At 36.2% G+C, this 18,480-nt stretch carries 25 protein-coding genes; 24 read left to right on the plus strand and 1 reads right to left on the minus strand.

Annotated features, from left to right (window positions below):
• The first annotated feature begins 1 nt into the window (after position 1).
• The 16 genes from rpsN to FW768_RS17685 all read left to right on the plus strand — a co-directional run bounded on the left by rpsN (position 2) and on the right by FW768_RS17685 (position 8,891).
• A complete protein-coding gene (gene rpsN / locus FW768_RS17610) occupies positions 2-271 on the plus strand; it encodes a 30S ribosomal protein S14 (protein WP_002983233.1) in 270 nt (89 codons plus the stop codon).
• 146 nt (positions 272-417) lie between these two features.
• The gene (gene rpsH / locus FW768_RS17615) at positions 418-816 is read left to right on the plus strand and encodes a 30S ribosomal protein S8 (RefSeq protein WP_153397646.1); all 399 of its coding nucleotides are present in this window, start codon (positions 418-420) and stop codon (positions 814-816) included.
• A gap of 17 nt (positions 817-833) precedes the next feature.
• Complete coding sequence (gene rplF, locus FW768_RS17620; protein WP_153397648.1) at positions 834-1,379, plus strand: 50S ribosomal protein L6; 546 nt, start codon at positions 834-836, stop codon at positions 1,377-1,379.
• Positions 1,380-1,394: 15 nt separating this feature from the next.
• Positions 1,395-1,748 (plus strand): 50S ribosomal protein L18, encoded by a 354-nt coding sequence (gene rplR / locus FW768_RS17625; RefSeq protein ID WP_027371711.1) that lies wholly within the window; start codon positions 1,395-1,397, stop codon positions 1,746-1,748.
• A gap of 20 nt (positions 1,749-1,768) precedes the next feature.
• Positions 1,769-2,290: a 30S ribosomal protein S5 gene (rpsE, locus tag FW768_RS17630; protein ID WP_034703137.1), complete on the plus strand. Its 522-nt coding sequence runs from the start codon at positions 1,769-1,771 to the stop codon at positions 2,288-2,290.
• Between the two features lie 11 nt (positions 2,291-2,301).
• On the plus strand, positions 2,302-2,478 hold the full coding sequence (rpmD, locus tag FW768_RS17635) for a 50S ribosomal protein L30 (RefSeq protein ID WP_029297759.1): 177 nt from the start codon (positions 2,302-2,304) through the stop codon (positions 2,476-2,478).
• 19 nt (positions 2,479-2,497) lie between these two features.
• Positions 2,498-2,947, plus strand: coding sequence for a 50S ribosomal protein L15 (gene rplO / locus FW768_RS17640; protein WP_153397650.1), 450 nt, complete (start codon positions 2,498-2,500; stop codon positions 2,945-2,947).
• A 9-nt stretch (positions 2,948-2,956) separates the two neighbouring features.
• Positions 2,957-4,336 (plus strand): preprotein translocase subunit SecY, encoded by a 1,380-nt coding sequence (gene secY, locus FW768_RS17645; RefSeq protein WP_153397652.1) that lies wholly within the window; start codon positions 2,957-2,959, stop codon positions 4,334-4,336.
• 3 nt (positions 4,337-4,339) lie between these two features.
• Positions 4,340-4,555: a translation initiation factor IF-1 gene (gene infA / locus FW768_RS17650; protein ID WP_034684855.1), complete on the plus strand. Its 216-nt coding sequence runs from the start codon at positions 4,340-4,342 to the stop codon at positions 4,553-4,555.
• Positions 4,556-4,669: 114 nt separating this feature from the next.
• Positions 4,670-4,786, plus strand: coding sequence for a 50S ribosomal protein L36 (rpmJ, locus tag FW768_RS17655; RefSeq protein ID WP_007839480.1), 117 nt, complete (start codon positions 4,670-4,672; stop codon positions 4,784-4,786).
• A gap of 9 nt (positions 4,787-4,795) precedes the next feature.
• A complete protein-coding gene (gene rpsM, locus FW768_RS17660) occupies positions 4,796-5,173 on the plus strand; it encodes a 30S ribosomal protein S13 (protein WP_002983260.1) in 378 nt (125 codons plus the stop codon).
• A gap of 12 nt (positions 5,174-5,185) precedes the next feature.
• A complete protein-coding gene (rpsK, locus tag FW768_RS17665) occupies positions 5,186-5,575 on the plus strand; it encodes a 30S ribosomal protein S11 (RefSeq protein ID WP_153397654.1) in 390 nt (129 codons plus the stop codon).
• 19 nt (positions 5,576-5,594) lie between these two features.
• Positions 5,595-6,203: a 30S ribosomal protein S4 gene (rpsD, locus tag FW768_RS17670; protein ID WP_062700853.1), complete on the plus strand. Its 609-nt coding sequence runs from the start codon at positions 5,595-5,597 to the stop codon at positions 6,201-6,203.
• Positions 6,204-6,236: 33 nt separating this feature from the next.
• Entirely contained in the window at positions 6,237-7,232 is a 996-nt protein-coding gene (locus FW768_RS17675) for a DNA-directed RNA polymerase subunit alpha (protein WP_045491108.1), read from the plus strand.
• Between the two features lie 6 nt (positions 7,233-7,238).
• Positions 7,239-7,760: a 50S ribosomal protein L17 gene (gene rplQ / locus FW768_RS17680; protein ID WP_068940268.1), complete on the plus strand. Its 522-nt coding sequence runs from the start codon at positions 7,239-7,241 to the stop codon at positions 7,758-7,760.
• A gap of 306 nt (positions 7,761-8,066) precedes the next feature.
• Entirely contained in the window at positions 8,067-8,891 is an 825-nt protein-coding gene (locus FW768_RS17685) for an N-acetylmuramoyl-L-alanine amidase (RefSeq protein ID WP_153397656.1), read from the plus strand.
• Between the two features lie 56 nt (positions 8,892-8,947).
• Here FW768_RS17685 and FW768_RS17690 read toward each other — a convergent pair whose 3' ends face one another.
• Positions 8,948-9,382, minus strand: coding sequence for a hypothetical protein (locus FW768_RS17690; protein WP_153397658.1), 435 nt, complete (start codon positions 9,380-9,382; stop codon positions 8,948-8,950).
• Positions 9,383-9,563: 181 nt separating this feature from the next.
• On the opposite strand from FW768_RS17690, the gene FW768_RS17695 reads away from it, so the two are divergent.
• The 8 genes from FW768_RS17695 (at position 9,564) to FW768_RS17730 (ending at position 18,415) form a co-directional block, all read left to right on the plus strand.
• Positions 9,564-10,196: a response regulator gene (locus FW768_RS17695; RefSeq protein WP_153397660.1), complete on the plus strand. Its 633-nt coding sequence runs from the start codon at positions 9,564-9,566 to the stop codon at positions 10,194-10,196.
• Positions 10,197-10,202: 6 nt separating this feature from the next.
• The gene (locus FW768_RS17700) at positions 10,203-10,913 is read left to right on the plus strand and encodes a hypothetical protein (protein ID WP_153397662.1); all 711 of its coding nucleotides are present in this window, start codon (positions 10,203-10,205) and stop codon (positions 10,911-10,913) included.
• Between the two features lie 627 nt (positions 10,914-11,540).
• Complete coding sequence (locus FW768_RS17705; protein ID WP_185152001.1) at positions 11,541-12,335, plus strand: sensor histidine kinase; 795 nt, start codon at positions 11,541-11,543, stop codon at positions 12,333-12,335.
• 24 nt (positions 12,336-12,359) lie between these two features.
• Complete coding sequence (locus tag FW768_RS17710) at positions 12,360-12,965, plus strand: hypothetical protein (RefSeq protein ID WP_153397666.1); 606 nt, start codon at positions 12,360-12,362, stop codon at positions 12,963-12,965.
• Positions 12,966-13,152: 187 nt separating this feature from the next.
• The gene (locus tag FW768_RS17715) at positions 13,153-14,184 is read left to right on the plus strand and encodes a YEATS-associated helix-containing protein (RefSeq protein ID WP_153397668.1); all 1,032 of its coding nucleotides are present in this window, start codon (positions 13,153-13,155) and stop codon (positions 14,182-14,184) included.
• A 200-nt stretch (positions 14,185-14,384) separates the two neighbouring features.
• A complete protein-coding gene (gene eno / locus FW768_RS17720) occupies positions 14,385-15,677 on the plus strand; it encodes a phosphopyruvate hydratase (RefSeq protein ID WP_153397670.1) in 1,293 nt (430 codons plus the stop codon).
• 81 nt (positions 15,678-15,758) lie between these two features.
• Complete coding sequence (locus FW768_RS17725; protein WP_153397672.1) at positions 15,759-17,045, plus strand: citrate synthase; 1,287 nt, start codon at positions 15,759-15,761, stop codon at positions 17,043-17,045.
• 311 nt (positions 17,046-17,356) lie between these two features.
• Entirely contained in the window at positions 17,357-18,415 is a 1,059-nt protein-coding gene (locus FW768_RS17730; RefSeq protein ID WP_153397674.1) for a helix-turn-helix domain-containing protein, read from the plus strand.
• Positions 18,416-18,480: the final 65 nt, after the last annotated feature.

Consider the following 18,480-nt stretch of genomic DNA (forward strand, 5'->3'; position numbering starts at 1 on the left):
AATGGCTAAAGAATCAATGAAAGCGCGTGAGCGCAAAAGAGAAGCACTAGTTGCTAAATACGCTGCTAAAAGACAAGCTCTTAAAGAAGCTGGTGATTATGAAGGACTTCAGAAATTACCTAAAAATGCTTCTCCTGTAAGATTACACAACAGATGTAAACTAACAGGTAGACCAAGAGGATACATGAGAACGTTCGGAATTTCCAGAGTAACTTTCAGAGAAATGGCAAACAACGGTCTTATCCCAGGAGTAAGAAAAGCCAGTTGGTAATAATTACTAATTAAAATCGGGACAATTAAGTTGTCAAGATACTAAAGATAAAAAATATCAGACCGAAGATTTCTGAAGTCTGATATTTTACTCTTCAAGTCTTTTCAAAACTGATTGTTCTTTAACCAATAATTTATAAAAGAAAAATGGTAACAGATCCAATTTCAGATTTCCTAACAAGAGTAAGGAACGCACAAAGCGCAGGCCACAAAGTGGTGGAAATTCCTGCATCGAAAATCAAAAAGGAGATTACTAAGATCTTATTTGATCAAGGGTATATCTTAAACTTTAAGTTTGAAGATAACGCTGTTCAAGGTTCGATCAAAATCGCTTTAAAGTACGATAAACAAACCAACAAACCTGCTATTAAGTCTATTCAGAGAGCTTCAAGACCAGGTTTAAGACAGTACAAAGGTTCTGATGAACTTCCAAGAGTACTAAACGGTTTGGGTATAGCTATCATCTCTACTTCTAAAGGAGTAATGACTGATAAGAAAGCTAGAGAAGAAAAAGTAGGCGGTGAAGTAATCTGCTATGTTTATTAATTTTTAATCAGAGGAAAATGTCAAGAATTGGTAAAGCAATTATAACAATTCCAGCTGGAGTTACAGTAACTGAAAATAACGGTACTGTAACAGTAAAAGGACCTAAAGGAGAACTTTCTCAGGAACTTACGGCAGGAATTACTTTAGAACAGAAAGATGGTGAACTTAATGTAAACAGACCATCTGATTCTAAACAACACAAAGCGCTTCACGGTTTATACAGAGCGTTGATCAACAACATGATTGTTGGTGTTGCACAAGGTTTCGAAAAGAAACTAGAACTAGTAGGGGTAGGATACAGAGCATCTCACACAGGTCAAAAACTTGAGTTAGCTTTAGGATTCTCTCACGGTATCGTATTAGAACTTCCTAGCGAAGTAAAATTAGATACATTGACTGAAAAAGGTAAAAACCCAATTATTACTTTAGCGTCTCATGACAAGCAACTTCTAGGAATGGTTACTGCAAAGATCCGTTCTTTCAGAAAGCCTGAGCCATACAAAGGAAAAGGTGTAAGATTCGTAGGGGAAATTGTTAGACGTAAAGCTGGTAAATCTGCTTAATAAATTATAAGTATTATGGCATTAAGTAAATTAGAAAAAAGAATAAGAATCAAAAGAAGAGTAAGAGGGAAAATCTCTGGTTCTTCTGAATTGCCAAGATTATCTGTATACAAAAGTAATAAGGAAATTTACGCTCAGTTAATCGATGATAAAAATGGTACAACTCTAGCATCAGCTTCTTCAAGAGAAAAAGGTGTAGACGCTAAAGGAACCAAGACTGAAGTTTCTGCTGCTGTAGGTAAAGCTATCGCTGCTAAAGCAATCGCTGCAGGAATTGAAAGTATTGTATTTGACAGAAACGGTTTCGTATACCACGGTAGAGTAAAAGCTCTAGCTGATGGTGCGAGAGAAGGAGGACTTAAATTCTAATCATAAAAATTTCGGAAAATATGTTAGGACTAGATAATATAGAAAGAGTAAAACCGGGAGGATTAGAATTAAAAGATCGTCTCGTAGCTGTTAACAGAGTAACAAAAGTAACCAAAGGAGGTAGAGCTTTCGGATTTTCTGCTATCGTTGTAGTAGGTAATGAAGACGGAGTAATCGGTCACGGTTTAGGAAAATCTAAAGAAGTAGCTTCTGCAATTGCTAAAGCTGTTGAAGATGCTAAGAAAAACCTTGTGAAAGTTCCTGTAATGAACCACACTATTCCTCACCAAACTACAGCAAGATACGGTGGTGCAGATATCTTCTTAAGACCTGCTTCTCACGGTACAGGACTTATCGCCGGTGGTGCGGTAAGAGCGGTATTGGAATCTGCTGGTATTCACGATATCCTTTCAAAATCTAAAGGATCTTCTAACCCTCACAACGTGGTGAAAGCTACTTTCAAAGCGTTATTGGATATCAGAAGACCTGAAGAGATTGCTAGAATGAGAGGAGTTTCTCTAAGTAAAGTGTTTAACGGTTAATAATTAAAACAATGGCAACAATCAAAGTAAAGCAAGTAAGAAGCGCTATTGGAAGAACAAAAACCCAAAAGAGAACGCTTGAAGCATTAGGATTAAAGAAACTTCACCAAGTTGTAGAACACGAAGCTACTCCTTCTATCTTAGGAATGATAGCTGCAGTTAGTCATTTACTTGAAGTTCAAAAATAATTTTTAAAATAATTTTAAAATGAATTTAAACAACATAAAACCAGCTGCAGGATCTACTTTCAATTCAAAAAGAATTGGTAGAGGTCAGGGTACTGGAAAAGGAGGTACATCTACAAAAGGACATAAAGGACAGAAAGCAAGAGCTGGTTATTCTCAGAAAATCGGTTTCGAAGGTGGACAGATGCCTTTACAAAGAAGATTACCTAAATTCGGTTTCAAAAACATTAACAGAAAAGAGTTTAGAGGAATTAACCTTGATACTATCCAAACATTAATCGAGAACAAATCCATCACTGGAGATATCACGAAAGAAGTTTTAGTAGAAAACGGTTTAGTTTCTAAAAACGAATTAGTGAAAATTATGGGTAGAGGAGAATTGAAATCTGCGGTTTCAATCTCTGCTGACAAGTTCACTAAATCTGCTGAAGAGCTTATTGCTAAGGCAGGTGGAAAAGCAATTACCTTATAATACTTACTAATGAAAGAATTTATACAAACACTTAAAAATATTTGGAGCCTAAAGGAACTAAGAGAAAAAATTCTCTTTACGTTAGGTATTATCCTTGTGTATAGATTCGCATCTTATATCTCACTTCCCGCAATTAACCTTGCAGAAGTGGGAGATCTCTTAGAGCATTATAAAAATCAAGGCGGTAACAAGCAAGGAGCAGGTCTCCTTGGCTTGCTTTCGTCGTTTACGGGGGGAGCTTTCAGCCACGCTTCCGTAATGGCGTTGGGTATCATGCCTTATATTTCTGCTTCTATTATTGTTCAGTTGATGGGGATGGCTATTCCTTATCTTCAGAAGCTTCAGAAAGATGGAGAGTCAGGTAGAAATACATTGAATCAGATTACAAGATGGTTAACTATTGGTGTTTGTTTAGTACAGGCTCCTTCTTATTTAACCTCAATTACTCAATTATTCTTACCGTATGCTCAATTCCAGTCTGCATATTTTGTAGAGCCAAATTCTATCATGTTCTGGTTACCAAGTATTGTTATCCTGGTTGCCGGTTCGGTATTCGCAATGTGGTTGGGTGAGAAAATCACCGACAAAGGTATCGGAAACGGTATCTCTATCCTTATTATGGTGGGGATCCTTTCAAGATTACCTGAAGCATTCGTACAGGAAATGGCCGTGCAGAACGGAAAAGGAGGAATGGGATCTATCATGATCCTTATTGAAGTATTATTCTGGATGTTGGTTGTTCTTTTAGCAGTAATCCTATCGGTAGCTGTTAGAAAAATTCCAATTCAGTATGTAAGCAGAGCTCAAGCAAGAGGAGGTGTAAACAGAAATCTAATGCAGGGAGCAAGACAATGGATCCCATTGAAAGTAAATGCTGCTGGTGTAATGCCGATTATCTTTGCTCAGGCATTGATGTTCGTACCAGGATTATTAACAAAATTCGATGAGTCCAATACTTTTCTTGCAGGTTTCAAGAATGTTTTTAGCTGGCAGTACAACGTATTGTTTGCGCTATTAATTATTATCTTCTCATTTTTCTATACTGCGATTACAATTCCGGTAAACCAGATGGCTGATGATTTGAAGAGAAATGGAGGTTTAGTACCGAAAGTAAGACCCGGTAAAGAAACAGCTGATTATTTAGATGATATTTTATCAAAAATTACCTTGCCAGGTGCAATTTTTTTATCTATCTTTGCAGTCCTTCCGGCAATTGTGCATGGAAGCTTTGTTCAGACAGATGCGTTTGCCCTATTTTTCGGGGGAACGTCACTATTGATTATGGTGGGAGTAATTTTAGATACTGTTCAACAGATTAATACATATCTGCTGAACCATCACTATGATGGCTTAATGCAGTCTAAATTGTCAAGAACGACTGGATATTAATTTATGGCAAAACAAAAACATATTGAACAAGACGGCGTTATAACGGAAGCTCTTTCGAACGCCCAGTTCCGTGTAGAGCTGGAAAATGGGCATATCCTTATTGCTCATATCTCTGGTAAAATGAGAATGCATTATATTAAACTTTTACCTGGAGACAAGGTAAAACTAGAAATGTCTCCCTATGATTTAACGAAAGGGAGAATCACATTTAGATATTAAAAAACAAATGCCAAATGGAATATTTATTCCATTTGGCTCTTGTTGAAAAATAAATACTATCAGAAATGAAATCGCAAGATTCCATTTAACATTAGTAAAAATAAATACTATCAAATGAAAGTTAGAGCATCAATTAAAAAAAGAAGTGCTGACTGCAAAATCGTACGCAGAAAAGGTGTACTGTTTGTAATCAACAAAAAGAACCCAAAATTTAAACAAAGACAAGGCTAACATTAAATTATGGCGAGAATTGCAGGTATTGATTTACCAAAAAACAAAAGAGGTGTTATCGGTTTAACTTACATCTACGGAGTTGGAAGAAGTACTTCTTCCGAAATCCTTAAAGCTGCCGGTATCAGCGAAGACAAGAAAGTCAACGAATGGAATGACGATGAATTGGCTGCAATCAGAACCTATATCTCTGAAAACGTAAAAGTTGAAGGAGAATTGAGATCTGAAGTGCAATTGAACATCAAGAGATTGATGGACATAGGATGCCAACGAGGAATACGTCACAGACTAGGACTACCTTTAAGAGGCCAGAGAACGAAAAATAACTCTAGAACCCGTAAAGGAAAGAGAAAAACTGTTGCTAACAAGAAAAAGGCAAGTAAATAATCGTTAGGAATTATGGCAAAACAATCTAAAGTAGTTAAAAAAAGAAAAGTAAAAGTTGAAGCTATTGGTGAAGCGCATATTCAAGCTTCTTTCAATAACATCATCATTTCTTTAACAAATAAAAACGGAGAAGTTATCTCTTGGGCATCTGCCGGTAAAATGGGTTTCAGAGGTTCTAAAAAGAATACTCCATTTGCTGCTCAAATGGCAGCAGAAAATTGCTCTAATGTTGCTCACGAAGCTGGGTTAAGAAGAGTTAAGGTGTTTGTGAAAGGTCCTGGTGCAGGTAGAGAATCTGCAATCAGAACGATCCACAATTCAGGAATTGAAGTTAGTGAAATCGTTGATGTGACTCCTATGCCACACAATGGATGTAGACCACCGAAAAGAAGAAGAGTTTAATTTTTAGAATTTACCCATTATGGCAAGATATATTGGACCTAAAACTAAGATTGCTAGAAAGTTTGGTGCTGCAATCTACGGAGATGACAAAAACTTCGAAAAAAGAAAAAACCAACCGCCAGGACAACACGGTCCTAACAAGAGAAGAGGTGCTAAAAAATCAGAATATGCAGTTCAGCTAGCTGAAAAACAAAAAGCTAAATATACTTACGGTATTTTAGAAAGACAGTTTGCTAACTTATTTGAAAAAGCACACAGAAGTAAAGGAGTAACAGGGGAAGTTCTATTACAACTTTGCGAATCTAGACTGGATAACGTAGTATACAGATTAGGTTTTGCTAAAACAAGATCTGCTGCTAGACAATTAGTTTCTCACAGACACATCACTGTGAACGGAGAAATTCTTAACATCCCTTCGTATTTGGTAAAAGCTGGTGATGTAATCGCTGTAAGAGAAAAATCTAAATCTCTTGAAGTTGTTACAGATGCATTAGCTTCTAAAGCAAATTATGAGTGGTTACAATTCAACGATGAGAAGAAAGAAGGTACCTTCATTTCTGCTCCTGAAAGAATCCAGATTCCGGAAGACATCAAGGAGAACCTTATCGTCGAACTTTACTCTAAATAATTTTTTAATCAAATTTTTGCTCAACCCAATAATATGGCAATTTTACAATTCATAAAACCCGATAAAGTAATTTTACTTAACTCTGATGAATTTAAAGGTCAATTTGAATTCAGACCTTTAGAACCAGGTTTCGGGCTTACAATCGGTAATGCTTTGAGAAGAGTGTTGCTTTCTTCTCTGGAAGGATACGCTATTTCATCTATCAAAATAGAAGGTGTAGAGCACGAATTTTCAACTATTCCAGGAGTAATCGAAGACGTTACTGAAATTATTCTTAACCTTAAGCAGGTTAGATTAAAAGCTTCAGCAGAAGGCCAGGCTAACGAGCAGGTGGTTGCTAAAGTTTCAGGTCAAACGGTTATTACTGCTGGGGATTTAGGAAAGTCTATCAACGGATTTGAGGTGCTGAACCCGGATCTTGTGATCTGCAACCTAAATACTGATGTAACTTTCGAAATTACTTTCAATATTGAAAAAGGTAGAGGGTATGTTCCTTCTGAACAAAATAAATCAAACAATGCACCAGTAGGTACTATTGCTATTGATTCTATTTTCACGCCGATTAAGAAAGTACAATACAGCATTGAAAATTATCGTGTAGAGCAAAAAACAGACTACGAAAAACTTGTATTAGATATAGAAACTGACGGGTCTATCAGCCCTCAGAATGCTTTAACTGAAGCTTCTAAGATATTAATTTATCACTTCATGCTGTTCTCTGATGAGAGAATCACGCTTGAAACTGAAGCCGTAAAAGCGTCTATCCAATACGATGAAGAAACGCTTCATACAAGACAACTTCTTAAGTCTAAATTAGCAGATATGGATCTTTCCGTAAGAGCCCTTAACTGTCTGAAAGCAGCTGAAGTAGAAACTCTTGGAGAACTGGTTTCTTACAGTAAGTCTGATTTGATGAAATTCAGAAATTTTGGTAAAAAATCTTTGACAGAACTAGAAGAATTAGTGCATTCAAAAGGTCTTAACTTCGGTTTCGACGTTGCAAAATATAAGTTAGACGCTGATAAATAATTAATAATGAGACACGGTAAAAAATTCAATCACTTAGGAAGAACAGCTTCTCACAGAAGTGCTTTACTTTCTAATATGGCTTGTTCTCTAATTGAGCATAAAAGAATCAACACTACTGTAGCTAAAGCTAAAGCTTTAAGAGTATATGTTGAGCCTCTATTAACAAAAGCAAAAGAAGATACTACACACAACAGAAGAGTAGTATTCTCTTACCTTCAAAATAAATTTGCGGTTGCTGAATTATTCAGAACTGTAGCTCCTAAAATCGCTGAAAGAAACGGTGGTTATACAAGAATCATTAAGACAGGTTTCAGACCAGGTGATGCTGCTGATATGGCTCTTATCGAATTGGTAGATTTCAACGAGCTTTACAACCCTAATGCTGAAGAGAAAAAAGCTACAAGAAGAAGCAGAAGATCAACTGCTGCACCTAAAAAAGCAGAAGCTGTAGTAGCTGATGCTCCTGCAGTAGAAGAGAAAGTAGAAGAAGCTAAAGCTGATACTACTGAAGAAAAAACTGAAGAATAATATTCATTCAGATATCAATGAAAAACCATCCGTGATCGGATGGTTTTTTTTGTTGGTTTGTCCCACTCTAAAAAGGTTGACTAAAAAGCATAAATATATCTCTAGCAAACCTGAAATAAATAAGATAAACGAAAATTTTGTTAAAAACGTTCATCATTATTTATCCTTGTTTAACCTCGTGGCTAATAAAAAATCGGCTGACTTTGATTTTTATCTCGTAATTATTTGAGGAGGAAGAATACCCCTAAAGTGTAATTGACTGATATTTTAAAATAAAAGAAATTTGAGTTTCTAAAAATACCGATCATGAAAGTTTTAAAAGACAAATTATCAAAAACAGTTTCAGGAGAGAGCATCAGTTTTACAGATACTCCCAATAAGGAAGGAAATATTGTTCCGGAATATATCATTATTCATTTTACTGCCGGAAGAAGTGCAGAGAGTTCCGTAAGCTGGTTCAAAGATCCTGCAGCTAAAGCTTCTGCTCATCTTGTCATAGACAGGGAAGGGAAGATTACCCAAATGGTAGACTTTAACAGAAAAGCATGGCACGCCGGAAAAAGCCGATGGGCAGACCGCTCAGGATTTAACGATTTCTCTATAGGAATAGAACTGGATAATCCCGGAAGGCTTACCAATGTGAATGACAGATTCTATGCATGGTTTGGAAAGGAATATCCAAAAGAATTTGTGGTCAGAGAAAAACATAAGCATGAAGAGAATGATTCCTATTGGCATAATTTTACAGAGAAGCAGATCGATTCCTGTTTCCGGGTTTGCAAACTACTGATGGAGACTTATAACATTAAAGATATTCTGGGACATGATGATATTGCGCCTTTCAGGAAAAATGATCCCGGACCTGTATTTCCAATGGAAAGCTTTAGGGCAAAATTGTTAGGAAGAGAGGATGACACTGCGGACATTTATCAGGTGACGGCAGATCAGGTTAATATAAGAAAAGGAGCCGGAACTGAGTTTGATTCAATCATGAAGCTTAAAAAAGGAACTCAGGTAGAATTTATCAAAAGCAAGCTGGGCTGGTTCTATGTCTATGTTTTACTGAAACCGGTAAACGGAGAAGAACCTGTATACGGCTGGATCAACAGTGATCTGTTGAAGAAAATATAACTTACATACACCATAAATAAAAGTCCCCCAATTTTCATTGAGGGACTTTGCTGTTTCTATATCTTGGTTCTCTTCAGTTCGATCACATTATTGCCTTGTTCAAGGTGAAGGCTGTCTCCTTTTACCCTGGCTGTCATATCGTCTTTTTTATAGACGGTTTCACCATCCTTGGTTTCTGTTTTAGGAAGGGTGAATGTTTTCTTATTGCTGGTAATGGCCACCGTATTTTCCTTAGGATCATTCTTGAATACAACTTTTACCAGTGTTCCGTCTGTTGCTTTATAAACGAAATCTGTTTTTTCTGTTTTCTGACCGTTTACTTCAGTTGTAGAAGAACTCTGCGTTATCGAATCAATTTTCCCGTTGTTGTCAGTGATTACTGTTTCAGAGCTGTCGGTTTTGATGATGCTCTTGTTTCCGCTTTCACTTTTTTTACAGCCAACTAATGATAATACAGCTGCTGAAACTGCTATTAAAAGCCCTTTTTTCATGATATTTTATTTTTTTTAATGGGTTGGGTATAAATTGTTTTAGAATGGTAATCAAAAATTGATTAAATTTAATAGAAACAAAAAGTAAACCAACAGCCATGAATTCAAGCCTTAAAATTACACAAAAGTGTAATTGATTCCGCTCTGTTTTCTTCAGAAATTTGTCTTAAACAAAAAAACAATGAGCATTTCCATAGCCATAGTAGAAGACGAAAAAAACTACAACAATGCGTTGAAGAAGGTCATCAATTACCAGGATGATATGAAAGTTGTCGCCCAGTTTTTCGATGGAAGCGAAGCCCTGAAAAATCTCTCCGATATTTCCCCGGATGTCGTGATGATGGATATCCAGCTTCAGGATATGCTCGGCATCGAAATTATTGAGAAACTGAAAAAGGATATGCCGAATACCCAGTTTATCATGTGTACCAGTTTTGAAGATGATGAAAAGATCTTCAATTCCCTTAAAGCTGGTGCAATGGGCTACCTGATTAAAGGAGAAAGCATGGACAAGATCCTTTCCTCAATCCGGGATGTCTATAACGGTGGTGCCCCCATGAGTTTTTCCATTGCCCGCAAAGTACTCAGCCATTTTGAGAGAAAACGTCCCGAGATAAAAGATTTTGAAGAGCTTACTGCAAGAGAAAAAGAAGTGCTGGAACTTCTTTCACAGGGACTTTTGTATAAAGAGATTGCTGATAAAAAATGCATCAGCACAGACACCGTAAAAAAACACGTAGGAAACATCTACAGGAAGCTGCATGTCAGCAATAAAGTAGAAGCCATTAATAAATTTAACCAATTTAAAAACTAAAAGATTATGAAAGTAAAAAATTTATTGATATTATTTTTCACTTCGGTGTTGATATTATCTTGTAACAAAACATCATCAGAGAGCAAAGAAAATGCTTCTCAATTAAATGATACTGTATCTATACCAAAAGATTCAGCATCTCAGACAAAAAATAATACTAAATATACTCCACGTGGTGGTACGTTCGGAGCATTAGATGAAGATGGACATAATTCACTTAGAAATGACTATGATAAGATTTTTAATGGATCTAATTTACAGACAAAGGTCTTTGAGATCAATAGCGCTTCATTTAATGAAGTGGTGAACAAATATAATACATCTAAAAAATTTCTTGATATTTATTTTATTTTGGATAAAACGGGGCAAAGAAATCTGATGTTTAAATTTACCAGTGAGCCTAAAGGAGAAAATTTTGTGTTGAAAAGTGGTGATCATCAGTATATAATTGTTAATAAAGATTTACAACCTGCAGACAGTGAGAAGTTATTAGATTTGAATGGGAAATTTGAAACCAAGTATGCAAATGAATTAGGATTATCACCTAGCCAACCTACAACGATTCTTGTAAGAGATGTTTTAGCTGATATAAATGATGTTTATGGTACATTAAAGATTTACCCATGTCTTGATAGTGGTAGAATAAGTCTTACAAGTGAATATAAAGATGCATCAGGAAAGACAATTTATGGTAACCGAGGATCATTATATCCTTAATCATGATACTTTATATATACTTTTTTATTTTTTTTTGCTGTGTGGTATTTTCACTGGCACAAAAGATTAAGGGTATCAATAATGATTATCTTTATATTTATTTAACGTTGATATTTTTAATAGATTTCAGCGTTTTACTTTTTGCAAAATTTTTTAAAACTGATATCACGGGAATTTATTTTTTTTCTGATTTAACTACTATACTTTTTACCTATTTATATTTTGTGCTGCAATTTTCCAAGGAGAGAAAAATACTAGTGTTAACTGTCCTATGTTTAGTTTTTCTATTTTTAAATATAGCGAACTGGTCAAAAAAAAATTACGAAGATTCCTGGGGGCTGATAAGTTGTTTTTACACCATTTTTGTATGTCTGTTTGGATTTTATAAAATAATTGAAAGCAGTTCAAGCTCGGATAAAAAAATTCAAGATCTTCCATTTTTTTGGTATGGTACTGCGATGCTTTTATGGTGTGTAATTTTTTTATTAAGAATAGTTCCAAGGTTCTATTTTCAGAATACAGATAAGCTATTTATGGACGGAGTAAGAAATTTCTTTGGTGTTATAAACATTATTACTTATTGTTTGTTTTTTTACTTATTGTTAAAGTATAATAAAAATAAAAGAAATGTTGTATTTTGATAATCCTATTAAAACTACATATATTGTCACAATAGTAGTATCATTATTGTTGGTGAGTTTCATCGTTTTTGTGATTGTAACTTATAATAGACGTCAATTATTAAATCTCAAAGAAAAACAACTTCAACAGGCTGAATACGAAAACCAGCTCCTCCAAAAAGAACTAGAAAAACAAAAATCCATAGAAAAAGAACGGGAACGAATCTCCCATGACATGCATGACGATCTCGGAGCGGGAATCTCAGCATTGAAACTTCAGGCGGAATTCCTCAAACAAAAAGCAGAGGATGAAGATCTTCAGAATGATATTAATGAGCTTTTGAAAACCTCAGAAGAAATGAATCTTTCCATGCGGGAAATGCTGTGGAGCCTGAACTCAGGGAACGATACGCTGGGAAACTTTATAGACTATGCCGTGCAATATGCTGATGGCTTTCTGAAAAGAACCAAAATAAAACTTTGGACAGAAAGTATAGACGTCATCACTGAAACCCCGATTTCTACGGAATTGAGACGAAACCTGTTCCTATGCCTCAAAGAAGCGGTGAATAACGCATACAAACACAGTCAGGCAGATACCTTGAAAATTTCTTTTTTTCAGGAGAAAAACGTTTTCCTGATGAACATTAAAGATAATGGAAAAGGAGTCCCTGAAGAACATGCTGAAGGAAACGGCCTCCGGAATATGAAACGCAGAATGCAGGAACAGGAAGGAGAGTGCCAGATGGTCACCTCTGAATCAGGAACCCATCTGATTTTCAAAATTTTATTATATATTTAAATATAAAACCTAAAAACAAATAACATGGAAACACAAGCTGTATTGAATGATTTGAATAATCATAAAATAAGCACAGAGCTGATGACAAAAATGAGAAATGGATTTTTAGAATCAGATTTAGCCCGGAATGAAAAACTCAATAAACATTTTTCCCTATCTCAGGAATGCCTTAAGTTTATTCAGTCACAGGAAGAATGCAAAGAACTTATTGTAGAAATATCTGAAATCAAAGGAGAGTTGGAACTCTTAGTGAGTTTGGATAGAGAGTCGGAAATAAGATATAATTTATTCAATGTAGAAGCTCCAAGGGAAATACAGAACGACGAGTATAATATCTATAAGAATGATTTCGAAAAAAATAGTTCCGTGATATTAGATCATTTTATTTCTAAAGCAACTCAGGGATTGAAAGAAAAGAATACAAGAAAAATTTTTCTCCCTAAAGATCTTTTTATGAATGATGCTCAGATCATTCTATTGCCTGCATTGGTCACTCTTTTTGATATGGGAGATGAATATGAATTAAAATATTTCCAGCAGCTTACCTATGTCATCAATATAAAACCCAATAATAGCTGGGACATAGAGGAGTGGTTTGACAGAAATGGTTTATGCCCTCCAGGCTGCTAATATTTTCCGGAATTCAATATCATCATTAAAACTATAATAAAAGCATCATTTCATTGAAGTGATGCTGTTTTGTTTTTAGAATCACCCTTTTGTGTAATTGACATGGAATCTTTTTAGAAGGAAATTTGAGTAAACCAACTAAGGCATGGAAACTCCCTTCCTGAATTAATTTAAAAAAATAAAAACCATGGATTTATCGTATATCACATTGATAATGCTGTTTACAGGCATTTTAGGAGGTGTCGTCAATTATTATTCCGACGCTAATAAACAGACAGGAAACGAATCAACAGTCAAACTGAGATCAAAAGGTGTGTGCATCCTTTTTGGAATTGCAGCCACTATTCTCGTTCCTTTGTTTCTCAAATTTGCAGAAAGTAAGCTTCTGGATGGAATTCGGCTTCATGATAAGGCTTCACAATCGGAACAGAAATCGCCAGTCGGTATTAAAGCAAAACCGGCCGCTCATGTAATGTCAAAATCGGATTCTCTGCAGTCTAAACCTCAGATTAAAGAACCCATAACAGCAAAGCAGGACCAATCTAAAAGCACTTCTGAAGAAAATTCTTTAGCTTCCGATTATCTGATCTGGACGGCCTATTGCCTTCTTGCCGCATGTGCCGGAATGAGATTTATTGATCTTCTGATGTCCCGGGTAATTTCTAAGGAGTATATCAAGCAGGCAGAAACTACGATTAATGAGCAGAATAAAGAAATCAAAGATCTGAAGAAAGAATCAGTAATTGCCGAAAATAATTACAAAGTAAGCGAGCCTCTTCAGCTTCAGATGGCATCACAGGCCAGCGTCCTTAAAAGCGGTATCAGTACGGGAGAACAAAGTAAAATGTTACTTTCCCAGCTTCCACCGATTACTCATGCCAACGATCCGCAGAAAGGACGATTTGGTGGGAAGAACAATGTTAACGGGAAGACACTTAGTGTAGATTATGATTCATACATTATACCGGGATTTCTCAACCTGACTATTAAAGTTTCTGCCGATGAAGGAGAATTAACCAGTGACGTTTATCTGTTCCTGCACAACTCTTTCGCCAGATCCATCATCCATCTTGAAGGTTACGGGAAAAAAGAAGTGGAATATAAGATTCCTTCTTACGGAGCATTTACCATAGGAGCCATTCTGGATAACGGAGATACCCTTTTGGAGCTTGACATCGCAGAGCTGAAAAACTTTCCGGAAAGCTTCAGGAACAGATGAAACCACAACCTATTTATTTAAACCTGTAAACGCTCCAATATTCCGCAATATTAGAGCGTTTTTATTCTTTTGAACTGTTTGATTAACATAATATTAAAATTAACTAAAATTTAACTTGGATATGATCGATAAAATACTTTCTGAGTACCTCGAAAAATTCAAAAAATGATTAAATTTGTAGGAACTATAAAAAATAAAAAATGAGTGCAATTTCTTTCATAGAAGCGAGACAAATTCTGGATTCCAGAGGTAATCCTACCATTGAAGTAGATGTATTTACGGAAAGCGGTGCCATGGGGCGCGCAGCAGTTCCTTCAGGAGCTTCTACCGGTGAACACGAAGCCGTAGAATTACGTGACGGAGGTTCGGAATACATGGGAAAAGGAGTTCTGAAAGCAGTTGAAAATGTAAGAGAGGTAATTGCAGAAAACCTTATCGGGCAGCCTGTTTTTGAGCAGAATTTTATCGATAAGATCATGATTGATCTTGACGGAACTGCCAATAAAGGAAATCTAGGTGCGAATGCAATTTTAGGAGTTTCTTTAGCGGTTGCAAGAGCTGCAGCTGCTGAACTGGGAATGCCTTTATATAAATATGTAGGAGGAGTAAACGCCAATACACTTCCGGTTCCTATGATGAATGTTATCAACGGTGGTTCGCACTCAGATGCGCCTATCGCATTCCAGGAATTTATGATCATGCCGGTAAAAGCAGATTCTTTCTCTCATGCATTGAGAAAAGGAACTGAAATTTTCCACAACCTGAAATCGATTCTTCATTCAAGAGGGCTGTCTACCGCGGTAGGTGACGAAGGAGGTTTTGCTCCTACTTTCAAAGGAACTGAAGATGCTTTGGATACACTGCTTCAGGCTATCGAAAAAGCAGGATATAAGCCTGGTGACGATATTATGCTGGCATTAGACTGTGCTGCTTCAGAATTCTACAAAGACGGAATTTATGATTACAGAAAATTCCAGACTGCGGATGCTGCTCAGTTCTCAAGCAGCGAGCAGGTTTCTTACCTTGCCGAATTGGCTGCTAAATACCCAATTATTTCTATTGAAGACGGTATGCAGGAAAATGACTGGGAAGGATGGAAAATGCTTACGGATAAAATAGGAGACAGAGTACAGCTTGTAGGAGACGATTTATTCGTAACCAATGTTGAAAGATTGTCAAGAGGAGTAAAAGAAGGTATTGCGAATTCAATCCTTGTAAAAGTAAACCAGATTGGTTCTCTTTCTGAAACAATGGCTGCCGTGCAAATGGCTCAGAATAACAAATTCACTTCCGTAATGTCTCACAGGTCAGGAGAAACTGAAGACGCTACCATTGCAGATCTTGCAGTAGCTATGAATTGCGGACAAATCAAAACAGGTTCAGCTTCAAGATCAGACAGAATGGCGAAATACAACCAGCTTTTAAGAATTGAAGAAGCATTGGGCGATACTGCAATTTTCCCAGGTTTAGAAGCATTTAAAATAAAAAGATAATTGAATTTATAAATAACGGCAAGCGATAATTTTTGTTTGCCGTATTTTATGGAAAGTAGTATATTTAAAAAAAAATAAATAATGTCAGACAACAAAGTAATATTGAATTACGCAGGTAATTCATATGAATATCCCATCGTGGATAGCACTATCGGGGACAGAGGGATTGATATTTCAAAATTAAGAGACCAGACAGGTTTGATTACTCTGGATTTAGGGTACAAAAATACAGGAGCTACAATTAGCGACATCACTTACCTTGATGGAGATAAAGGAGAATTATTCTACAGAGGTTATCCAATCGAACAGATTGCTGAAAAATCTAACTTCACAGAAGTAATGTACCTTTTATTACACGGTGAATTACCAACTGCTGGTCAGTTTACTTCTTTCGAAAACAACATCAAAAAATATAACTTCGTAGCAGAGGAGATGAAAAAAATCATCGATGCTTTCCCTCGTTCTGCTCACCCTATGGGAGTTTTATCTTCTTTAACTTCCGCTTTAACTGCATTCAACCCGAAAGCCGTTAACGTAAACTCTAAAGAAGAAATGGATCACGCTGCTGAGCTGATGATCGCTAAATTCTCTCACCTTTGTGCGTGGACTTACAGAAAAACTTTAGGTTTACCGCTTAACCATGGAGATAACAGCCTTAACTACGTAGAGAACTTCTACAAAATGGCTTTCAGATTACCTAACGAAGAATTCGAAATCGATCCGGTTGTAGCTGGAGCTCTTGATAAATTATTAATCCTTCACGCAGATCACGAACAAAACTGTTCTACTTCTACAGTAAGAATGGTAGGTTCTGCTCATACAGGTCTTTTTGCATCTATCTCTGCAGGGGTTTCTGCACTTTGGGGACCACTTCACGGTGGGGCAAACCAGGCTGTAATCGAAATGCTTGAGCTTATCGAAAAAGATGGTGGAGATGTTAACAAATGGGTAGCAAAAGCAAAAGATAAGAATGATAGCTTCCGTTTGATGGGCTTCGGACACAGAGTTTACAAAAACTTTGACCCAAGAGCGAAAATTATTAAAAAAGCTGCTGACGATATCCTTAACGCATTAGGAATTCAGGATAAAGCTCTTGATATTGCAATGCAGTTAGAAAAAGTAGCTCTTGAAGATGAGTACTTCGTAGAAAGAAAACTATATCCAAACGTAGATTTCTATTCAGGAATTATCTACAGAGCATTAGGAATTCCTACAGAAATGTTTACTGTAATGTTTGCATTAGGAAGACTTCCTGGATGGATCTCTCAATGGAAAGAAATGAGATTAAAAGGAGACCCAATCGGAAGACCAAGACAGGTTTACCAAGGTGCTCAACAAAGAAACTATGTAGATATTTCAAACAGATAATATTTGTTTCTATTATACAAAATCCCAAGTAAACCTTGGGATTTTTTGTGTTCATGCCAGACCGTTTTTCCCGTTTCCACTCATACTTATCAAGCCAATATTTTTAAACTCTCTGGTCTATTGTGGATAACCGTTTCTATCGGTCTAAAATGATATATACGGAATTCTTTCATAGAAAATTTGTATGTCAATGAAATTGAATTCAATAATTTATTAAATTTACTCTCACTGAATATGAGTTTCGATGAAAACGAAATGATCAGAATTAGGTGCTCTTTTTTGTGATATTATAATAAAAAAACTAATTGATAATGACCTTTGGACAGCAGATGCTATTTTTCTTCAGTGCAGTAGGAGCTTTCAATGGGCTTTTGCTGGGCATTTATCTGTTGTTTGTCAAAAAACTGAAATACATCCCGGATTTTTTCCTTGGCCTTCTGCTTTTGATGCTGAGTATAAGGGTTGGGATTTCTGTTTGTATTTATTTTTATCCGGACTGGCCTAGAATCATTCCCCATTTAGGATTGGCCGCCTTGTTCTTTACAGGTCCGGCTTTGTATTATTATGTCAGATCTTCCTATCAACAAACATTTGATTTCAGGAAATGCAGCACTTCTTTTGGTATAATGACTCTTGTTTTAGGGATCGTAGGGTTGTTGTATTTAGCCTTTCCCATTACCTGGGATCATTATTTCGGAACCTTTATTTATACAGTTTGGTTTATCTTCGTTTTCCTTGCTGCATATCAGTTCTATGTTTTCTCAAAAGGAAATGCAAAAAGCTCCGGTAAATTCGTTTTTCCTGTACTCATCAGTAATGTGATCATCTTCTTAGCCTATCAGTTGATTTCCACTGGCTGGGTTCAAATTTACTGTGCAGGAGGAAGTCTTGTATTTTCGTTCGTGTTCTATGCGAACTTTTTGATCCTCTTCAATAAGAAATACAATCACGAACCTGTAAAGGAAATTAATAAATATTCCAATAAAAAGATATCAGGAGAGCTGGCAGACAGTTTTACTTCCAGGTTGGAAAGATTGATGAGTTCAGGGGAATTGTATAAAAACCCTAACTTGAAATTGGGTGATCTGGCCATGGAAATGAATATGTCCGCTCACCAGCTCTCTCAATTATTGAATGACAATTTGGGTAAAAGCTTTTCAATCTATATCAATGAATATCGAATCAATGAGGCTTGTGAAAAGATAGAAAACGGGTCTTATCTCAAGATAGAGGAGATTGGATATGAGGTGGGATTCAATTCCAAGTCAACATTTTTCTCTACTTTCAAAAAAATAAAAAATACTACTCCCATGCTATATAAGCAGTCGCAAATGCCTGTGGAGTCAGAACTTCAGAGTTCAAATTTATAATTTCGTACTGCTGAATTTCAACTTCAAAACCTCAAATTTAACGGGGCCACCTACTTTTGATTTCA

This window comes from Chryseobacterium vaccae (assembly GCF_009602705.1).
Taxonomy (GTDB): domain Bacteria; phylum Bacteroidota; class Bacteroidia; order Flavobacteriales; family Weeksellaceae; genus Chryseobacterium; species Chryseobacterium vaccae.